The 19436-nt window shown below is 69.6% G+C and carries 15 protein-coding genes; 6 read left to right on the top strand and 9 right to left on the bottom strand.

Annotated elements, in window-relative coordinates:
• Positions 1–4458 (top strand): trypsin-like peptidase domain-containing protein, encoded by a 4458-nt coding sequence (locus RCR19_RS34455; protein WP_331268676.1) that lies wholly within the window; start codon positions 1–3, stop codon positions 4456–4458.
• Between the two features lie 122 nt (positions 4459–4580).
• Here the strand turns inward: RCR19_RS34455 and RCR19_RS34450 are convergent, their stop codons facing one another.
• On the bottom strand, positions 4581–5444 hold the full coding sequence (locus RCR19_RS34450) for a GntR family transcriptional regulator (protein ID WP_331268675.1): 864 nt from the start codon (positions 5442–5444) through the stop codon (positions 4581–4583).
• Between the two features lie 197 nt (positions 5445–5641).
• On the opposite strand from RCR19_RS34450, the gene RCR19_RS34445 reads away from it, so the two are divergent.
• From RCR19_RS34445 to RCR19_RS34425, 5 genes are read left to right on the top strand one after another with little or no spacing between them, the layout of a single operon-like run.
• Positions 5642–6913, top strand: coding sequence for an extracellular solute-binding protein (locus RCR19_RS34445; protein WP_331268674.1), 1272 nt, complete (start codon positions 5642–5644; stop codon positions 6911–6913).
• Positions 6914–6952: 39 nt separating this feature from the next.
• Positions 6953–7921, top strand: a complete 969-nt coding sequence (locus tag RCR19_RS34440; RefSeq protein WP_331268673.1) for a sugar ABC transporter permease — start codon at positions 6953–6955, stop codon at positions 7919–7921.
• Entirely contained in the window at positions 7918–8754 is an 837-nt protein-coding gene (locus tag RCR19_RS34435; RefSeq protein WP_331268672.1) for a carbohydrate ABC transporter permease, read from the top strand. The genes RCR19_RS34440 and RCR19_RS34435 overlap by 4 nt, the downstream gene beginning before the upstream one ends.
• Before the next feature lie 33 nt (positions 8755–8787).
• Positions 8788–10335, top strand: coding sequence for a beta-N-acetylhexosaminidase (locus RCR19_RS34430; RefSeq protein WP_331268671.1), 1548 nt, complete (start codon positions 8788–8790; stop codon positions 10333–10335).
• Positions 10332–11744: a cellulose binding domain-containing protein gene (locus RCR19_RS34425; protein ID WP_331268670.1), complete on the top strand. Its 1413-nt coding sequence runs from the start codon at positions 10332–10334 to the stop codon at positions 11742–11744. The genes RCR19_RS34430 and RCR19_RS34425 overlap by 4 nt, the downstream gene beginning before the upstream one ends.
• A gap of 159 nt (positions 11745–11903) precedes the next feature.
• Here RCR19_RS34425 and RCR19_RS34420 read toward each other — a convergent pair whose 3' ends face one another.
• The 8 genes from RCR19_RS34420 to RCR19_RS34385 form a co-directional block, all read right to left on the bottom strand.
• Positions 11904–12491: a hypothetical protein gene (locus tag RCR19_RS34420; RefSeq protein ID WP_331268669.1), complete on the bottom strand. Its 588-nt coding sequence runs from the start codon at positions 12489–12491 to the stop codon at positions 11904–11906.
• 169 nt (positions 12492–12660) lie between these two features.
• Positions 12661–13485 carry an ATP-dependent sacrificial sulfur transferase LarE gene (gene larE / locus RCR19_RS34415; RefSeq protein WP_331268668.1) on the bottom strand — a complete coding sequence of 275 codons (825 nt, stop codon included), beginning with the start codon at positions 13483–13485 and terminating at the stop codon, positions 12661–12663.
• The gene (larC, locus tag RCR19_RS34410; RefSeq protein ID WP_331268667.1) at positions 13475–14656 is read right to left on the bottom strand and encodes a nickel pincer cofactor biosynthesis protein LarC; all 1182 of its coding nucleotides are present in this window, start codon (positions 14654–14656) and stop codon (positions 13475–13477) included. Before larC ends, larE begins: the two co-directional genes overlap by 11 nt.
• The gene (gene larB, locus RCR19_RS34405) at positions 14653–15342 is read right to left on the bottom strand and encodes a nickel pincer cofactor biosynthesis protein LarB (RefSeq protein WP_331268666.1); all 690 of its coding nucleotides are present in this window, start codon (positions 15340–15342) and stop codon (positions 14653–14655) included. Before larB ends, larC begins: the two co-directional genes overlap by 4 nt.
• Complete coding sequence (gene larA, locus RCR19_RS34400) at positions 15339–16619, bottom strand: nickel-dependent lactate racemase (RefSeq protein ID WP_331268665.1); 1281 nt, start codon at positions 16617–16619, stop codon at positions 15339–15341. Before larA ends, larB begins: the two co-directional genes overlap by 4 nt.
• A complete protein-coding gene (locus RCR19_RS34395; protein WP_331268664.1) occupies positions 16616–17551 on the bottom strand; it encodes an amidohydrolase family protein in 936 nt (311 codons plus the stop codon). The genes larA and RCR19_RS34395 overlap by 4 nt, the downstream gene beginning before the upstream one ends.
• Positions 17548–18537 carry an aldo/keto reductase gene (locus tag RCR19_RS34390; protein WP_331268663.1) on the bottom strand — a complete coding sequence of 330 codons (990 nt, stop codon included), beginning with the start codon at positions 18535–18537 and terminating at the stop codon, positions 17548–17550. The genes RCR19_RS34395 and RCR19_RS34390 overlap by 4 nt, the downstream gene beginning before the upstream one ends.
• Entirely contained in the window at positions 18537–19388 is an 852-nt protein-coding gene (locus tag RCR19_RS34385; RefSeq protein WP_331268662.1) for a fumarylacetoacetate hydrolase family protein, read from the bottom strand. Before RCR19_RS34385 ends, RCR19_RS34390 begins: the two co-directional genes overlap by 1 nt.
• Positions 19389–19436 lie beyond the last annotated feature (48 nt).

The raw sequence follows: 19436 nt of genomic DNA, 5'->3' as shown, positions 1-19436 counted from the left end.
GTGAGCGCGCCGGCCCAGGATGCCCTGCAGGATTCGGAGCCCGGAACCCACACCGCGGTGGTGCAGGTGCTCGACGGCGCACAGCATACGGCGGGCGCGGGCTTCCTCGTGGCGGACCGGACCGTCGTCACATGCGCCCATGTGGTCGTCAAGGCCGGGTCCGGACCCGGCGGCCGCATCCGGCTCGTCTTCCCCCATGCGCAGGGCGCCCCCGAGGCAGCGGGGTACGTGCGGACAGATCAGTGGAGCGCGCCCGAGGCCTTGGACATCGCCGTGGTGGAACTGGACGCCCCGCTCGCAGGGGTCCGGCCACTGCTGCTGGGTTCCGCCGAGGGATGCCAGGGCCACCGTGTGAGGTCGTTCGGGTTTCCCGCCCAGGCTCCGCCCGGCGGCCACCACGGGTTCGCGGTCGCCGGTGACCTGCTGCCGCCCGGCACCGGTCAGGGGTCCGACGACCCATTGCTGCAACTGACCGCCGCCAACGACCTGACGACCGGGTTCAGCGGCGCGCCCGTCGTCGACGAGATGACCGGCCTCGTCATCGGAATGGTCACGGCGATCGCCGCACCCGACACTTACCTGAAGGGCCTGGGCATCGCGTACGCCACGCCCGCCCAAGCGCTGCGCAAGGTGTGCACCGCGCTGGAACTGCACGATGTGTGCCCCTATCGGGAACTGAAGCCCTTCGCCACGGAGCACGCCGCATGGTTCCACGGGCGGGAAGCCGCCGTAGAGCGCGTGGTTGAGGCACTGGCGGGCCGGCGCAGGGCGGTCGCGCTCCTCGGGCCCTCCGGTGCGGGCAAGTCCTCTCTCGTCCAGGCGGGAGTCCTCCCCGCGCTCGCCTCGGGACAACTGCCGGACAGCGACCGCTGGTTGCCCGTGTCCGTGCGCCCGGAACACGATCTGCTGTCGGCGCTCGAGGTTGCGGGACTGCGCGGGGTTCGCACGCATGGGATCGCCACCGCCGTGGAGCAGCGGCTCGCCGAGTGGCCCGACCACAACCATGTCCTGCTGATAGTCGACCAGTTCGAGGAGCTGCTGTCGCACACGTCGCCGGACGGGCAGACACCCGAGCCACAGCGTGCGGCCCTGCGGGAGATCGCCGCGGCGGTCACGTCCGACGCGGCCCTGACGGTGCTCCTGGTCATGCGCGACGACTTCTACCCCCGGCTGGCCGCTCTGGCCCCGGACCTCTTGGACGCCGTCGCTCCAGGCCTGATGAGCGTGCAGGCCACGCTGAGCAAGGAAGACCTGCACGCGATCGTCACCCGGCCCGCAGAAGCGGTGGGAGCACACTTGGAGAAGGGGCTGGCCGACCGGATCGTCACCGACATCCTGGCGATCGACCCGGACGAGGCCGGCGCGCAACGGGCTCCCGTCACCGTACTGCCGCTGCTCGAACTGACCCTCCACCGACTGTGGCAGCGCCGGCGAAGGAACGACGGGCACCTCACCCACCAGGGGTACCAGGCCCTTGGCAAGGTCTCCGGCGGCATCGCGACATGGTGCGACGACGTGGTACGGCAACTGCCCCAAGAAGCACGGCCGACCGTACGGCGGATGCTCACCGCGTTGGTACGGCCCGCCGACGAGGCCCACCATATTCCGGCCGTCCGGCAACAGGTCCCGCTCGCCGTCCTCCGCGAACTGGCTGAGGACACCACGGACGGCCTCTCGGCGAAAGCCCGGGAGCAGCAGACCGAGGACGTCCTCAGCGCGCTCACGCGCGACCGCGTCGTCGTCACCCGCACCGTGCCGCTGCCCGGACGACGCGACGACGGTGGTGAGCCGGTGGCGGAGCTCATCCATGAAGCGCTCATCCGGGAGTGGGGGACCCTGCGCGCCTGGGTGGGCAGGGACCGCGACTTCCAGGACTGGCTGCGCCGCGCGCGCGAACGGTGGGCGCGCTGGCGGGAGTCGAGCAGGTCCGACGACCTCCTCGGCGGAAGTGACCTGGAAGCGGGCGTGGAGTGGTCACGGCAGCGCGGCTTGCCCGGGGACATCGCCGCGTTCCTTGCCGTGTCACGCCGGGCGGCGGCACGACGCCTGCGCGTGCGGCGCACGGTGATCACCGTCATAGTGGCCTTGGCTCTCATCGCCTCCGGTACGGCAGTGGTCGCCTTGTTCGAGCGAGACAACGCGGTCGCGCAACGGCGCGGCGCGGTCGCCCGCCTGGTGGCGGCCGAGTCCGAACGTCTGCTCGACACGAATCCCGGACTCGCCAAACAACTGGCCCTGACCTCGTACCGGCTCGACCCCGATACCGGCTCGGGACCCGTACTGGCTGCGCTGGCTGCTCCCGGCGTGTTCGACAGCGTGGACGCCGTCTCGGACATGGCGCAATCCCGCGACGGGCAGACCCTGCTCATGTCCACGGACAGCGGCATCGCCGTCTGGAGCGTGTCGGGTCACGCCCTGGCCCGAATCGCTGGGCCGAAGGGCGGCCCAGTGGCCCTGACTCCCAACGGACACGTGCTGGCGGCGGCAACCGGTGCGACGGCCCACACACTACGGCTCTGGGACCTCACCGACCCGGCACGCCCTCACGAGCTCAGCACACTCGGCCTCGGCGGGGATGCCGTGACCGCGCTCGCGACGAGCGCCGACGGCCGGTATCTCGCCGCGGGCACCAAGAGAGGTGCCATCGAACTCTGGGACGTGAGCGCGCCGCGGGCGCCGCGGCAGCTGGCGGCTCTTCCCGGCCATCGCGGCGAGGTCGACTCGCTCGTCTTCTCGCCGACCCGGCCGACCCTCGCCAGTTCCGGGGCCGACCACAAGGTCCGGTTGTGGGACGTGTCGGCGTCCGGCCGACAGCCGTCGGCCACGGTCGACGGCTTCCACGGTGACATGCAGCGTTCGTCGGCATACCGCCCCGTGGCGCACAGGCTCGCCTTCACCTCGGACGGTGCGATCCTCGCGACGCCCGGGGACGGGAACAACAGCGTACTGAGGTTCTGGAGCACGGCCCCTGGGAAGCGGCCTCGCCAACTCGCGGCGCCCACGAGTGACGAGGGCCCCACCGACCTGTGTGTCGATAACCTGTTGTCCGTCTCCTTCAGTCCTGACAACGGAGTCCTGGCGACGGTGTGCAGCGACTCGTACGGCCAGGGGCGCGACCAGTTGTGGCAGACACACTCCATGGCGGATGTGACGCCCGTACACACGCTCTCCGGTGTGAACGAGTCCTTCAACGGGCCCGCGGTGTTCGCACCGAGCGGGCGCGTGCTGCTGCACGCGACGGGCGCGGGTGTCCAGCAGTGGGACACCGGCGACCCCTATCAGCCGGGCGCCGCGGGCAGTTACGGCGCGCACCCCGACGGATTCGACGTGGCCCTGGCCTTCAGCCCGGGCCCCAGGCGGCTTCTGGCCGTCGTGGGCGGTGACTCGGGCAAGGTCATCGACGTCACCGGGCAACCGCCCCACCGCGAGATCGCGCATCTCCCCGGTGGCTACATCGGCGCGGAGGCCGCGGCATTCAGCGCGGACGGCAAGATTCTCGCCGACAGCGAGCACATCCCCGAGGGACACGGCAAGGCACGGCTCGTCCTGCGGCTCCGGGACACCACCAAGGCCGGCCTTCCTGTCATCGCGACCGTCGACGGCATCGACCGCGGTGTGCACGGCCTCGCCTTCACCCCGGACAGCCACATCCTGGCCGTCGACGACAACAACGAGGACCGAAGTGCGAACAATGGCCGAGCGCCCACGGTGAAGCTGTTCGCCCTCACCGACCTCGCCCACCCACGGCAAGTCGCACAGGTCCCCGCCGACGCCTTCCGCATCGCCGTCTCCCCCAATGGCCGCCTGCTGATCGCCGACACCGACGATGCGCTGCTCTCCTGGAACATCTCCGATCCACACCATCCGGTCGCCCGTCCCGCCCGCCGTCTGACCCCAGGGACGCAGGTGTCGACCGGCGTCTTCCGCCCGGACGGACACTGGCTCGCCGTCGGTGACTCCTCCGGCACCTTCCGCATCTTCCGGATCGCCGACGACCGCATCGTCGGTGACCCCACCACGTTCCACGTCAGTGGCTACTCCGGCGAGACCCCCGCGTTCAGTCCGGATGGCAACACCTTCGTGCTGAGCAGCGTCCCCAGGGACACACCCATCGGGCAGGGCGAGGGAAGCGCCCACCTCGAGATCTGGAACACCCGCAACCCACGCGGTCCTCTGTTCGAGGCGTCTGCGGCCTTCCAGCCCGATTTCGCGATCAGTGGAGGAAACGTCGCCTTCAGCACGGACGGGGTACTGCTGGCCACCACGATCTCCGATTCGATCGACGTATGGAACGTCAACCCGTCCGCCAACACCGACTCGGTGTGCGCGACCGTCGGCGACGTGATCACACGCAGCCAGTGGAGCCGCTACGTGCCCCATGAGGCCTACCGTCCGCCCTGTGCACGGCCGAACGTCGTGATTCCGTATGTCACACTCGGTAGTCGGCAGGGGCCCTGACCCTCCCCCTTGCCGTGACCGCGTAGGTCCGCCGCACGGCGGCCATGGCGGTGGTGGTCGACGGTGGCGGCGGCGTCACAGCCATGTGGCGGCCCGCGGCCGTGCAGGCCGCCGCGGCGGCGTCAGGGTGCCTGCTGCACGTCACCCCGGGTGGAGGAGGCGACGGTACCGAGGCGGCCGAAGTCGCCTGGCGGGATGCCCGGGTGGTGGTCCGCCACGGGCTCCGCGGGGGTCGTGGCGGGGCCGAGGGTGAGGCGGGAGACGATGCGGTAGCGGTCGCCGCGGTAGAGCGAGTGCACGTACTCGACGGGCCGCCCGGCCGCGTCGCTGGTGAGCCTCTCTATGAGCATTGCGGGCGACAGCTCGGGCACGTCGAGGACGTCGGCCTCGGCCCGGGTGACGACGGTCGGCTCGATGGTCTGCATGGCTTCGCGGACGTGAACGTCGTGATGCCGGCGCAGATGCTCGTAGAGGTCACCGTCCTCCAACTCCTGAGCGCTGAGGCCGGGTACGAGGTCGGCGCGGATGTGCAGGTGCTCGATGGCCATCGGCGCCCCGTCGACAAGCCGGAGCCGGGCCACGTACACGATCTTCGCTGCGGGTGACAGGCGCAGGCGGCGGCCGACGCGGGCGCCTGCCTGGATCGTGGTGAACTCCAGGAGGCGGCTCGACCACGTCCCGCCCGCCTGCGGGAGCGACATCGTCTGCTCCCGGGAGACGAGTTCCTGGGTGATCTTCTCGGGCGCGACGAACATGCCGCGCCCGTGTTCGCGGACGAGAAGGCCCGCGGCGACGAGTTCGTCCACGGCGGCGCGCAGTGTCGGGCGTGAGACTTCGAGGCTGGCACTGAGCGTGCGCTCGGAGGGGATCGGGTCGCCGGGGTTCTGCGACTCGATGAGTTCGAGGATGTGGTCACGCACCCGTTCACGCTTGAGTACCGATCCCGGTGTGCTCACCTCGTTCGCCCCGTGCCCCTCGGCGCTCACGTTCTGCCTCCTCGCTCTGTAGAACCAGTTACCTGACCAGTTGACCACGACACGGGTGAGATCGACAACAGGTCAGCCAACTGGCATGCCTTACCTGGGGGGTTGACGGGCTCATTGGTCTATGCCACCTTTCTCCACCACCAGAGGTCACCTGACCAGTTCGCCAACTGGTCAGGTCCGACTCCCAGAGGTGACCCGTGAAGCTCCGCTTGCTCGCCGGCCTGTCCGCGCTCGTCGCGGCCGCCGGACTCAGTGCCTGTAGTTCGTCCGGCTCCGACGACGGGGGGTCGGGCGGCGGTGGCCGCACCACGATCGACGTATGGCTGATGCGCGACAGCGTGTCGGCCGCGTTCCAGATGGAATTCGTCAAGGGCTTCGAAACCGCGCATCCCGACATCAAGGTGCGGGTGCAGATCCAGGAGTGGGACGGGATCGGCGAGAAGGTCACGGCCGCCCTCGCCAGCAACGACGCGCCCGACGTGATCGAGACCGGCAACACCCAGGTGGCCCAGTTCGCCCAGAGCGGCGGTCTGTTGGACCTGAGTGACAAGGTCGGTGACCTCGGCGGCAGTTCCTGGCTCAAAGGGCTCTCCGAACCGGGCTCCTACGAGAACAAGCAGTACGGCATTCCCTATTACGCGGCGAACCGCGTCGTGATCTACCGCAAGGACCTCTTCCAAAAGGCCGGCGTGGACGCGTCGAAGATCAAGACCCGGGATCAGTGGATCAGTGCCACGCAGAAGCTCGACAAGGGATCCCAGCAGGGGATTTATCTGCCCGGGCAGAACTGGTACACCCTTTCGGGCTTCATCTGGGACGAGGGCGGCGATCTGGCCACCCAGTCCGGCGGCAGCTGGAAGGGCGCGCTCGACACCCCCGAGGCGCTGCACGCGATGGAGTTCTACAAGAAGCTGCAGGCGCTCGGAAAGGGCCCGAAGGACTCCGACGAGGCGCAGCCACCGCAGGCCGAGGTGATGGCGAAGGGGCAGGTGGCGCAGGTCATCAGCACGCCCGGCGGTGCCAATGTCGTCGTCCAGAACAACGCCGCTCTCGAGGGGAAGTTGGGCTTCTTCCCGATCCCAGGCAAGACCGCCGACAAGCCCGGAGCTGTGTTCACGGGCGGATCGGATCTGGTGATCCCCGCGGTGTCGCAGCATCACGACGCGGCGTACACGTTCATCAAGGAACTGACCGGTGACGCCTGGCAGAAGAAGCTCGCCGTCGCCATGAGCTACGTACCGAACAGGACGACTCTCGCCGGTGCTGTAGCGGCCGATCCGGGTGCTTCGGCGATGGCGGTCGGCGCCGCCGAGGGGCACGCGACGCCCAACACACCGGGGTGGGCCGCGGTCGAGGCCAAGAACCCGATCAAGGACTACATGACGGCCGTACTCACCGGCAAGGAGGCGGCGTCCGAGGCGACGAAGGCGTCCGAGGCCATCACGCAGGCGATGAACTCCGGTTCCTGACCCCCGACCTGTCCCGTGACGAAGGAAGGAGTGTGCGCCGTGTCGGTCGTCCATGAGCGGACCGCGCCCCGCCCCCTGACCCGGCCGCCCCGGCGCACACCGGGGCCGGCCCGCCGCGCCACCATGTCCGGCGTCTGGCCCTATCTGCTGGTGGCGCCCGCCGTCCTCGGCATGCTGTATCTGCTGGTCTATCCGCTGGCCCGGGCCGTCCTGATCTCCTTCCAGGACTTCGGCCTGCGTCAACTCATCCTCGGCGATGCGCACTTCGTGGGGTTCGACAACTACCGGACCCTGCTGACGGATCCACGCTTCTGGACCGTGGTGCGCCGCACGTTCCTGTTCATGGCAGTGAACGTCGCCCTGATCATGGTGCTCTCCACACTGGTGGCACTGATGATCGAACGGCTCGGGCGACGCTGGCGCACAGCCGTGCTGAGCTCGCTCGTCCTGACGTGGGCGATGCCGGTTGTGGCGGCGACGACCGTGTTCCAGTGGCTGTTCCACTCGGAGTTCGGCATCGTCAACCATGCCCTGACAGGCCTCGGGTTCACGTCGTTCGAGGGATACCCGTGGCTGGCGCACGGGGGCGCGGCGTTCGGGATCCTGGTGACGCTCGTGGTGTGGCAGTCGGTGCCCTTCGCGGCGATCACCCTGTACTCGGCACTCACCACCGTGCCGTCCGAGCTGTACGAGGCCGCGCGGCTGGACGGCGCGTCCGGCTTCCGCGTCTTCCGCTCGGTGACCCTGCCGATCGTGCGACCCATATTCATGCTGGTGCTCTCGCTCGAAGTCATCTGGACGTTCAGAGCGTTCGTGCAGATCTGGGTGATGACCCGCGGCGGCCCCGGCGACGCCACGACGATCCTTCCGGTGTACGCGGTCCAGACGGCGCTCGCCCAGCAGCGCTACGACCTCGGCTCGGCGGCATCGATGGTCACCGTCGTGCTCATGTCCGGAATTCTGATCGTGTACTTCCGGCAGATGTTCCGTCAGGAGGCCGAGCTGTGAGCACCCGACGGACGGTGCGCCGCCTCCCTCTGCACCTGGCCGCGGCCCTCACCATCGTGATCTGCCTCTTCCCCGTCTACTGGATGATCACGACGTCCTTCAAACCCAACCGCGACATCCAGTCCGAGCACCCTCAACTTCTCCCGCAGACCTGGACACTCGACCACTTCAAGCGGGCGATCGATGCGGAAGGCTTCGGGCTGTTCTGGCGCAACAGCGTCCTGGTGACACTGGGGGCGGTGCTGCTCGCTCTGATCGTCGCCCTTGGTGCGTCGTTCGCCGTGGCGCGAATGCGGTGGCGGGGGCGGCGGCAGTTCATGCTGATGGTGTTCGTCGCTCAGATGGCCCCGTGGGAGTCGCTGATCATCCCCGTGTACATCATCTCCCGCGACACCGACATGCTGGACCGGCTGCCGACGCTGACGCTGGTGTACTTCATGATGACGCTGCCGTTCACGATCGTGGTGCTACGGGGCTTCATCGCGACGATCCCGGCGGAGCTGGAGGAGTCGGCACAGGTCGACGGCTGCACCCGGTTCGGCGCATTCAGGCATGTGGCGTTCCCGCTGCTCGCGCCTGGACTGATGGCGACGTCGCTGTTCGGCTACATCACGGCATGGAACGAGTTCGCGTACGCCAACTTCCTCATCATCAAACAGCAGGACCACCGAACGCTGCCGGTGTGGCTGTCCTCGTTCCACAACACGTTCGGCACCGACTGGGGCGCCACCATGGCCGCCTCCACACTGTTCGCCCTGCCCGCGCTCGCGGTGTTCCTGCTGCTGCAACGGCACGTCACGTCCGGTTTCGCCGCCGGCGCCGTCAAGGGCTGACCCGCCGCCACCCACGTGTCCCGGAGGTACGCAGTGTCCGCACCTCGCCCTGCCCTGATCCCCCAGCCCACCCACCTCGCTCACCGCCCGGGCCACTTCACACTCGACAGCACCACGTCACTGCGCATCACCCCTGGTGCCGAACCCGCCGCACACCTGCTGCGGACGGCCGTCGGACTGCCCCTCGGCCCGCGGGCCGACGGACCGTTCGTTCTCGCGCTCGACCCGCGGCTGACCGGGCTCGGCACCGAAGGCTACGGCCTGACCGTCTCGCCGGACGCCGTCCTGCTGCGGGCGGCGCACGTCACGGGGCTGCTGCACGGCATCCAGACCGTACGCCAACTCCTGCCGGCCTCATCCCTGTTGAGGCGTCCTGCAGCCGAGCTTCGGCTGTCGTGCGTGGAGATCACCGACGTGCCGCGGCACCCGTGGCGCGGGTTCATGCTCGACGTGGCCCGCCACTTCCAGCCGGTGCCGATGCTGCGCCGGTACGTCGATCTGCTCGCACTGCACAAGCTGAACGTGCTGCAGCTGCATCTCACCGACGACCAGGGCTGGCGGATGCCGGTCGCGGCATACCCCCGGCTCACCGAGGTGGGCGGGCGGCGCGCCGAGTCGATGGTGGGGCCGGCCGGGTCAACCGTCTTCGACGGGATCCCGCACGAAGGCTTCTACTCCCGACGGGAGTTGACCGATCTGGTCGCCTATGCCGCCGAGCGCGGGATCACGGTCGTGCCGGAGATCGAGATGCCGGGGCACGCCCGCGCCGCGATCGCCGCGTACCCCGAGCTCGGCGCCGTGCCCGGGAGGCGGGTCGACGTGTGGACCCGCTGGGGGGTGTGCGACACGATCCTCGGCGTCCAGGAGCCGGTGTTCGACTTCTGCCGTGCCGTTCTAGACGAGGTCCTGGACGTCTTCCCTTCGCCGCACGTGCACATCGGCGGCGACGAATGCCCGACGACGCAGTGGGCGGCGAGTCCCGTGGCGCGGGCCCGGGCCGCCGCCGAGGGCCTGGCGGGCACGGACGCGCTGCACGGCTGGTTCCTGCGCAGGGTCGGGGAGCATCTGCTGGAACGGGGGCGCACTCCGGTGGCCTGGGCGGAGACCGGCGAGGAGCTGCCGCCGGAGTTCGCCGTGATGACCTGGCGCGAGCCCGAGCACACCCGGATCGCCCTCAAGCGCGGCCATACCGTCATCAGCGCCCAGCACCGCGCGGCGTATCTGGACTACGCCCAGACGAACGCCCCGGACGAGCCGGCAGGGCAGCCCGGCGCCGTGGTCGACCTGCGCGCCGTCCACAGCCACGACCTGCCCGAAGAGCCGGACGCCGCGGGCGACCTCATCGGCATACAGGCGGAGTTGTGGACCGAGTTCGCCGCCACGCCCGGGCACATCGACTATCTCGCCTTCCCCCGCCTGTGCGCATTCGCCGACCGGGCCTGGCACGGCGCCGCGTCATGGCCCGACTTCCAGCGCCGGCTCGGGGCGCACTCGACCCGGCTCACCGCGCTCGGTGTGCGGCACGGGCTGCTCCATCCGTACGTCCCCATCCCCCACCGTTCCGGAAAGGAACAGTCATGAGTAGGACGACCATCGGAAGAACCCTGACCTGCGCCGTCGCCGCCGTGCTCGGGTCCGTGGGCCTCTTCGCACTGCCCTCGACCGCGGACGCGGCGGCGGGAGACCTCACCGTCCAGTATCACACCGGGTCCACCGGAAGCGACCAGGCCGAGCCGTGGCTCAAGGTCAGGAACGCCGGCGGCTCCGCGGTACCGCTCAGCAGCGTCAAGCTGCGCTACTACTTCAAGTCCGACACGGCAAGCACGAGTTACCGCTTCGCCTGCTCCTGGGCCGTCAAGGGCTGCGCCAACATCACCGGCACGTTCGGCACGCTGGAGCACCCGACCTCGAACGCCGACCGGTATCTGGAGATCGGTTTCACATCGGGCGCCGGCTCCCTCGCGCCCGGTGCCGACACCGGCGACCTCCAGCTGCGGTTCTACCGCTCCGACTGGCAGCCGCTTAACCAGAGTGACGACTACTCCTTCGGCGCCTCGCAGACGTCGTACGCGAACTGGTCCAAGGTCACCGCCCAGGTGGACGGCGGCCTCGTCTGGGGCACGGCGCCCGAGGGGAACGACCCGACCGATCCCACCGATCCGCCCACGGACCCGCCGGCCGACGGGGCGACACTCTTCGACGACTTCAACTACTCGGCGTACAACGACCCGAGGATCTCCGCGAACGGCTGGAGCGTGCGCTCCAACTCCGGCGGTCCGGGCGTGCCGGGCGCGACCTGGGCTCCGGAGAACGTGACGTTCTCCTCCTCGGGCGGCAATTCGGTGATGAACCTGGAGACATCGACGTCCGGGACCGGCGGGAGCACGAAGCAGACCGAAGTCCTCACCAAGGCAACGAAGTTCAAGAACGGCACCTACGCAGCGCGCGTCAAGTTCAACGACGTGCCCAAGAGCGGACCCGACGGGGACCACCTCGTGCAGACGTTCTTCACCATCAACGACCTCAAGGCGCCGATGGCGGACGACTACTCGGAGTACGACTTCGAGTACCTCCCGAACGGGGGCTGGGGCGAGTCGTCGAACATCCTGTACACGACGTCCTGGGAGACCTACAACCCGGACCCGTGGCAGGCAGTCAACCAGCACACGGAGGGCCGCCAGAGCTACGCCGGCTGGCACGACCTCGTGCTCACCATCAACAACAGCTCCATCCGCTACTACATCGACGGCCAGCTGTTCGGCACGCACGACGCCCAGTACCTGCCTGAGCGGCCGATGTCGATCAACTTCAATCAGTGGCTGATCGACTTCGGCGGGCAGAGCAGCACCAGCCCGCGCGCGTACGACGAGCAGGTCGACTATGTCCTGCATGTCAAGGATCAGGTGCTCACCCCTGCCCAGGTGGCGGACAAGGTGTCCGCCTTCCGGTCGGCGGGCACCACGTTCGAGGACACGGTGCCGGGCACCTGACCGGCATTGGGGAGTCCGCGCGGTCCACAGCGCGGACTCCCCCGCTCCTGGGCGTTCGGCGTGCCGGAGTCGTCGCCTCCGATCATCTTGAGGACTTCGCCGGTCGCGCGTCCTGGGGCATGCTGCGGTATTTCGTTTCCGCCCCCAGCGGACGGGGGGTCAACGCGCTGGGCCACCCTGACGGCCCCTCCCGTACCCCGGCGAAATTGCTGGCAACAGGTCACGCAGATAGTTCGGGGACTCGCAGACGAACGCGACGCGCCATAGCTGCCCGGTCGCGAACAGGATGCCACCCGCCCGGGCGAGCAGCCATGGCCCACACGTCGTACAACTCTCGCGGTCACGAGGGTGCCAGGGGGAACCGGTCCGGGGCCCGGCGTCACGCCCGGCACCGGCGCAAGGCCCTATGTAAGCGCTCCAGCGCCGAACATCCTGACGCCACAAGACGTTGGACAGCAGCACGACGGCGAATGCGATACCGAAGACGAATGTGCCCGTACTCACTGCACCGAACCGTGGCAGCGGCAGCAGGCTCGGCTCCAACAACGGGGCGAGGGCGCCGCAGGCCGTCCCCGGTGCGGTCACCAGGGCCGGCGACTGAAGCCGCGAGGACGGCCGTCTTGCGCGGGTCAGGCCCGCGGCGAAGATCTGCGGGAACAGCTCAGGCTTGACGTACAGGTCGACGTCGCCGCCCCTGTTGAGGGCAGGGACGAAGTTGAACACCGTGCTGGAATAGAAGACGTTCAACGTTCGATCCCTCTTCGGCGCCTGTGAGCTGTGCGAACGTCTCGTCGGCGTCGAGGACAATCCAACTACTCCATCTTGAAATCTGAGAACCGCATCAGCCTTGCTTCTACGAGACGGACGGTGCTACAAGTTCACGCCGCCCAGCACTCTCGCGGTTTGACAAACGGCATCAGGAATCGATGTTGAGCCGTCCCGAGCGGAATGGTTCGACCTGGTGGGGCAGGTCGACGAAGCCTGCGGCGGCGAGCGCTTCAGCGAGGGAGGGCAATGCCGCGGTCCGGGTTACGAAGGCCGGATCCACCTCGACGCGGGCCCGGTCTCCAAGGTCGCGGACCCGAAGGTCCGTGACCTGCAGTCCGGCCTCGGCCAGCAAGGCTCGTATGGCGGCCTCGGCGCGGTCGACGCGGGCCAGGCGGTAAGGGGTGACCTCGATGCCGTAGCGAACGCGGCTGGCAAGACAAGGAGTCGCCGGTTTGTTCCAGGTTGGCAGCGACCAGTGCCTGCTGAGTCGGCGTACGTCGGCCTTCGTCAGGCCGGCGTCGAGGAGGGGCGTTCGGATGCCGCGTTCGCGTCCGGCGCGGATGCCCGGCCGGTAGGGGTCTGCGGCGTCGTCCACATTGGTGCCGGTGGCCACCATCTCGAGGCCCTGCCGGTGGGCAAGTGCGGCGATGGTGTCCAGCACCTCTGACTTGCAGAAGTAGCAGCGGTCGGGACCGTTGGCTCGGTAACCGGGTTGCGCCAACTCATATGTGCGCGCCGCGAGATGGGTGACCCCGAGCTCGTCGGCGAGGCGCCGGGCGTGGGAAAGCTCCCCGTCGGCCAGGCTCTCCGACACGGCGGTGACGGCCAGGACTCGCTCGGGCCCCAACACACGTACAGCCGCGGCAAGGACCAGGGCGGAGTCGGCGCCGCCTGAGTAGGCGACGGCGAAGGGGCCCCCGAGCGCACGCACACGGTCCTCGAGCCGGTGCTCCAAGGTGTCATCACTCGGCACGTTCTTCCTCCTGACTCGTCACCATCGTCTTTCCTCGGCTGAGACGAAGGGCGCGCGCGGCGACGGCACGCAAGGGCAGATCCAGGGCCGACGCTGCGGCCGCTACGTCGTCGTGCTCGGGCTTGGCCGCGTACGGACCGTGTTTGATCCGTACGACGTGTCCGGCGACCTCCACTGTCTCGAAGGCGCGCGGCAGCGTGGTGCGTGTTGCGCCGACGCGCCGGATGCCGAGGGCGCCGGTCTCGGCCAAGACCAGATCCCGCAGCCGTCGTTCGTGGTGCGGGGTGGTGAGGACGTGCAGGATCTGTGCGGGTCTGCCCTTCTTCATCACCGCAGGGGTCGTCCAAGCGTCGAGGGCACCGGCGTCCATCGCCCTTGTGATGACGTGCCCGAGTAGTTCCCCGGTGACGTCGTCAAGGTTGGTCTCCAGAACGACCACGTCCTCGTCCGGTGCGGATGGAAGGGGGGCACCGAGGCTGACGGAAACGACGTTGGGCCGGTCGGGTAGGCGGCGAGTGCCTGCGCCGTAGCCGGTGGCGCACAGTGTCATGGGCGGCGGTGGGCCGTAACGGGCTCCGGCAGCGTGGAGCAGCGCGGCTCCGGTGGGTGTCACCGTTTCGCCGGGCAGGTCGCTGCCCGTGACAGCCGCTCCCGTCAGCAGGGCGAGGGTGGCCGGCGCGGGGCAGGGCAGGACGCCGTGCGCGCTCTTCACTCGGCCCCGGCCGAGTGGCAGGGGTGCGCTGATGACGTCAGTGACGCCGAGGGCGTGCAGGGCCGCGGCGCTGCCGACGATGTCGACGAGGGTGTCGTGGCCGCCGAGTTCGTGCAGGTGGACGGTGGTCGGGTCGGCATCGTGCAGCTGCCCCTCCACCTGGGCGACGGCGGACACAGCGGCGACGGCGAGGGCTGCGACGGGCTGGGGGGCTGCCCGGGAGGCCATCTCCAGTACCTCGGCGGCACGGCGCTCAGTGCAGGGGTCGGTGACCTCCACCCGGACCCGGGTGGCGGTCAGTCCGTGGTCGGTAATGCGTTCGGCGGTCAGGTCCCAGCCGGTCAGGCCGGTGGCGGCGACAGCGGCCCGTATCCGGTCGAGCGGTGCCCCCGCATCGATCAGGGCGGCCAGCAGCATGTCCCCGGCCAGTCCGGTGAACGGGTTGACCCAGCAGATCACTCGGTGCCTCCGTGGTCTGTTGTCAGCCAGGTCTGGGCGATGCGGTGGACCGCCATGGCCGCCGAGAAGCCGGAGTCGATGTTGACCACGGTCACCCCGGCGGCGCAGGAGGCGTGCATGGCGAGGAGTGCGGTGACGCCCTCCAGTGAGGCGCCGTATCCCGTGGAGACGGGCACCGCGACAACGGGGGCGCGGACCAGGCCGCCGACGACACTGGCGAGGGCGCCTTCCATGCCGGCCACCACGATGACCGCGTCGGCGTCCTGGAGCCGGCCGCGCACCTGCAGGACGCGGTCGAGTCCCGCCACCCCCACGTCGTGGACGACCGTCGTGTCCAGTCCGATGGCCGAGGCCACAGCAGCGGCTTCGGCGGCCACCGGACCGTCGGACGTTCCGGCGGCCACCACCATGACGGAGAAGTGCCCGGCGGCGGCTGGCCGCCAGGACAGCAGTCGGGCCTTCTCGTCATACACCCCGCCGTCCACCCGCCCCAGGACTGCCTCCGCCGCATCGGGGGCGATGCGGGTGGCGAGCACGGGCCCGGTGTTGTGTTCCAGGAGTCCGGTGACGATTCCGGCTATCTGTTCCACGCTCTTGCCGGGGCCGTAGACGACCTCGGGCAGCCCCTGCCTCGCCTCACGGCCGAGATCGAGCCGTGCGTATCCCAGGTCCAGCACCTCGCTCACGGCCGCCCCTGTTCGATGTACGGAATGGTCTGCGGACCTTCCGGCAGGACACAGAGGCGGGCGTCCGGGCCCACGGCGGCCAGCGTCTCCGCCACGGTGGCGGAGATGTCGTGGGTCTGCCGCAAATGGGCTGTGGCCAGCTCTGCGTCGCTGAGGAAGGAGGTGTGCATGATGACTTGGCTGCCCGACTGGATACGGGCCTGGATCTGCACCTGCCACTGGTCCGGAATCGTTTCGGTCCGGGCGCTTATATCGGCGAACAGCGCCTGTGGGGACGGCGCGGAGGCCAGCACCCGCCGGTACGCGCCATGGTCGGGGAAGCCGTCACGGCACTCGGCCGCGCACACGATCACCCCTCCGGGCCGAACCACCTGGTAGGCCGCTGACATCCCCTTGACCGCCTGGTACAGGTTCTGATCCAGCGGGAAGCCGGAGTTGGTGGTGACGACGACGTCGAACGGCGCCTCGACCGGGCGCATCGCCATCCGCTTGGCCGTGGCCGTCGCGGCGGTGTGCATCGGCAGCAGGTCGCCGCCGAAAGCGGCCACGATGTCCTTGTCCCGGTTGAGCACCACGTCCAGCGCGAAGGTGACGCCGGTGGCTTCGGCGATGGCGCGCACGTCGTCGTGGACCGGGTTTCCGTGCGTGATGCCCCAGGTGGCCCGCGGGTCGCCGATGCGGGCCGCGTCATGCAGCACGAGCACCGTTTCCAGGGCGGCGAGCCCGGGGGCGACGAGCTTGGGACCGCCCGAGAAACCTGCGAAGAAATGGGGTTCGACGAAACCGGTGGTGATGCGCACGTCCGCCTCCCACCACTCGCGGTTGAGCCACACTGGTACGCCGTTGCCATATGTGCCGATCCACGCCAACTGCCCGGCATCGCGTGCGTCGTGGTTGACGATCCGTACCGCGTCCACGATCCCGTCGCCGAACATCGCCCGTAGCTCGGAGTCGTCGTTGCCGCGGTGGGTGCCGGTCGCGACGAGGATCACCACGTCCTCAAGGCGGACGACGCCGTCGAGTTCGTCGAGGACGGCCGGGATCATCAGGTGCCGGGGCTGCGGGCGGGTGCCGTCGCAGGCCGAGATGGCCACCGTCTGCCCCGGGCGCACCCGCTCGCGCAGCGGCGGTCCAGCGACGGGGTCTCGCAGGGCCGCGCGCAGGACGGCCACTTGATCCGCGGCCCCTTCGTGGTGGACGGGTTCGACGACCGTCGCCGCGCGCGGATCCACCTCGATGTCAAGCCCTGACCGCCCGTAGGCGAGGCGCACCTTCACCGGTCCAACCCCACAGGACCTCCGTCACCGGCTCGCCCTCGCCCGTCCCTCTCGCCCAGTCCGTAGGCGCGCTCGGCCGTCACGGCAAAGACGTGGGAACGCTCGGCTGCGGTGAGCTCGGCGGGCAGTGCCTTCGCCACGTCGACGACCTCCTCGTAGGAGGCGGCCAGCGGGCAGACCAGCCAGTCCGAGCCGAACATCACCCGCTCCGGGCCGAAGGCGTCGAGCAACACGTCGGCGTAGGGACGCAGGGCGGCCACGCTCCACCGGTGCCATTCGGCCTCGGTGACCATGCCGGACAGCTTGCAGAAAACATTGGTCAGCGCCGCCAGTTCACGGATCAACGAGGCCCAGGGCTGCAGTTCGCCCCTGGCGATGGGCGGCTTGGACAGATGATCGAGGACGAACGTGAGCTCCGGCAGTTCCCTGACGGCGGTGACGACGGCGAGCAGTTGGTGCGGGACGACGAGCACGTCATAGGTGAGGCCGGCCTGCGCGACCGTGCGCAGCTCCCGGCGCACGGTCGGCCGATTCAGCCGGCCCCAGTCCGGCTCACCCTGCACCAGGTGTCTCAGGCACACCAGATGGTCACCGCCGGGCGCCGCCCGCAGGGCGTGCAGGGTGCCGGCGAGGTCGTTCGAGGCGAGGTCGGCCCAGCTCACGACTCCCGCGACCACATCGCCCGCTGTGGCCGGCATCAGGAACTCGGCGGTCTCGTGGATGTCGGGCAGGACCTGGACCGGTACCGTACGGTCGATGCCCCCGGCCAGGGCTACCGGCGCCAGGTCCGCCAAGGTGAAGTCCCGCCGTAGCGGGGCCATGCCGGGAGCGTCGAGCCACTCGTGTACGCGGCGCCGCGGGCCAGGGCCCGTGGCGGACGGTGGGGCCGATGCCGGCCGCCGGACGTGGTGGTGTGCGTCGAGCCTGCTCATCGTCCGTCCTGTTCGAGGGCATCGAGCGCCGCCCACAGCTCTTCGGGGATCGTCGCGGTGGCGTGCGCGACGTTCACGGTGATCTCCTGGGCGCTGCGCGCCCCGACGACGACACCGGTGACAGCGGGGTGCCGCAGGGGAAACTGCAGGGCCGCGGCGGCCAGTGCCACGCCGTGGGCCGCGCAGCGCTCGCTGAGAGCGAGGGCGTGGCACCGCACCGCTTCTGGGGCCGGCGCGTAGTCGTACGTGGCATCGGCTCCCAGATTCGCCAGGATGCCACTGTTGAAGACACCGCCGACCAGGACGGCCACCTCGCGTTCGGCGCACGCGGGCAGCAACTCGTCGGCCGCGCTGCGATCCAGCAGGGAGTAGCGGCCGGCCACGAGCACGCAGTCGAGGTCCGTCTCGGTCACGAAGCGGGTGAGCATCGCCGTCTGGTTCATCCCCACGCCGATCGCCCGGACCGCTCCTTCGGCGCGCAGCCGGGCCAGCGCCGGGTAAGCGCCGGTGACGGCCTCCTTCCAGTTGTCGTCCGGGTCGTGGATGAGCACGATGTCGAAGGCGTCGAGGCCGGATCGCTCCAGGCTCTCGGCGAGGGAGCGGTAGACGCCTTCGGTGCTGTAGTCGCGGATCCTGACAAGGCCGGGTTCGCCGTGGAAGTTCTCTTCTCCCAAAATGGGGTCGCCCGGCACGAGCAGTCGGCCGACCTTGGTGGACACCGTGCATTCCGAGCGCGGGTGCCCGGTGCCGGTGAAGAATGTTCCGAGCCGCCGCTCGGCGAGCCCGGCACCGTAGTGAGGGGCGGTGTCGAAGTACCGGATCCCGGCCGCCCAAGCGGCCTCCAACGTGGCGGCGGCCTCTCGGTCGCCGACGGCCGAGAACAGACCGCCCAGCGGAGCGGTGCCCAGCCCGAGGCGGCTGACCGTCACTCCGGAGCGTCCGAGGGGGACCCGCTCGGCGTACCAGGGGCGAACCGCGGAGGCCATCAGGCCTGCCCGACGGTGTGCCGCTGACGGCCGAGCCGGTCGATCTCCACCTCGACCACGTCGCCGGCCCGGAGATAGGGGAAGTCGTTGGCGCCGAAGGCGACTCCTGCCGGGGTTCCTGTGTTGATCACGTCGCCGGGGTCCAGCACCATGAACTGGCTCAGGTACCAGACAAGGTGATGTACACCGAAGATCATGCTCTTGGTGTGGCCGTCCTGGCGTGGCTCACCGTTGACCCGCAGCCGCAGCGCCAGGTCCTGGGGGTCCCCGGTCTCGTCCGGCGTCACCAGCCAGGGCCCGAGCGGGTTGAACGTCTCACAGGACTTGCCCTTGTCCCACTGCCCGCCGCGCTCGTGCTGGAAGGAGCGTTCGCTCACGTCGTCGGCGATGGCGTAGCCCGCGATGGCCTCGTCGGCGGCATCCGGCGAGTCCAGGTAACGGGCGGTGCGGCCGATGATCACCGCGAGTTCGATCTCGTAGTCCGTCTTGATGCTGGTGCGCGGTATGAGAACAGTGTCGTCGGGTCCGACTACCATGTTGGCGGCCTTCATGAAGACCACCGGCTCGGCCGGGGGCGGGGTCGCGGTCTCCTCGGCGTGATCGACATAGTTCAGCCCGACGCACACGACCTTGCCCGGGCGCGCCAGCGGAGCGCCGGTCCGTTGTCCGGTCAGATCGGTCCGCGGCAGAGTTCCCTCGGCCAGCGCGGTGCGGGCGCGCTCCACGCCGCCACCGGCCAGGAAGGCGCCGTCGATGTCGGCGCTCAGGGGGGTCAGGTCGTAGGCGACGCCGTCGGTATCGAGGACGGCGGGACGCTCGGAGCCCGCAGGGCCCACGCGCAGGAATCTCATCGGGGTGCTCCTCTCTGAGGGAACGTGCCTGCCCGGGTCCGGCCCGTG

The organism is Streptomyces sp. WAC07094, assembly GCF_036320405.1.
Classification (GTDB): domain Bacteria; phylum Actinomycetota; class Actinomycetes; order Streptomycetales; family Streptomycetaceae; genus Streptomyces; species Streptomyces lannensis.
Note: the sequence above shows the minus strand (reverse complement) of the source record. Positions and strands in the feature narration are given on the sequence as shown.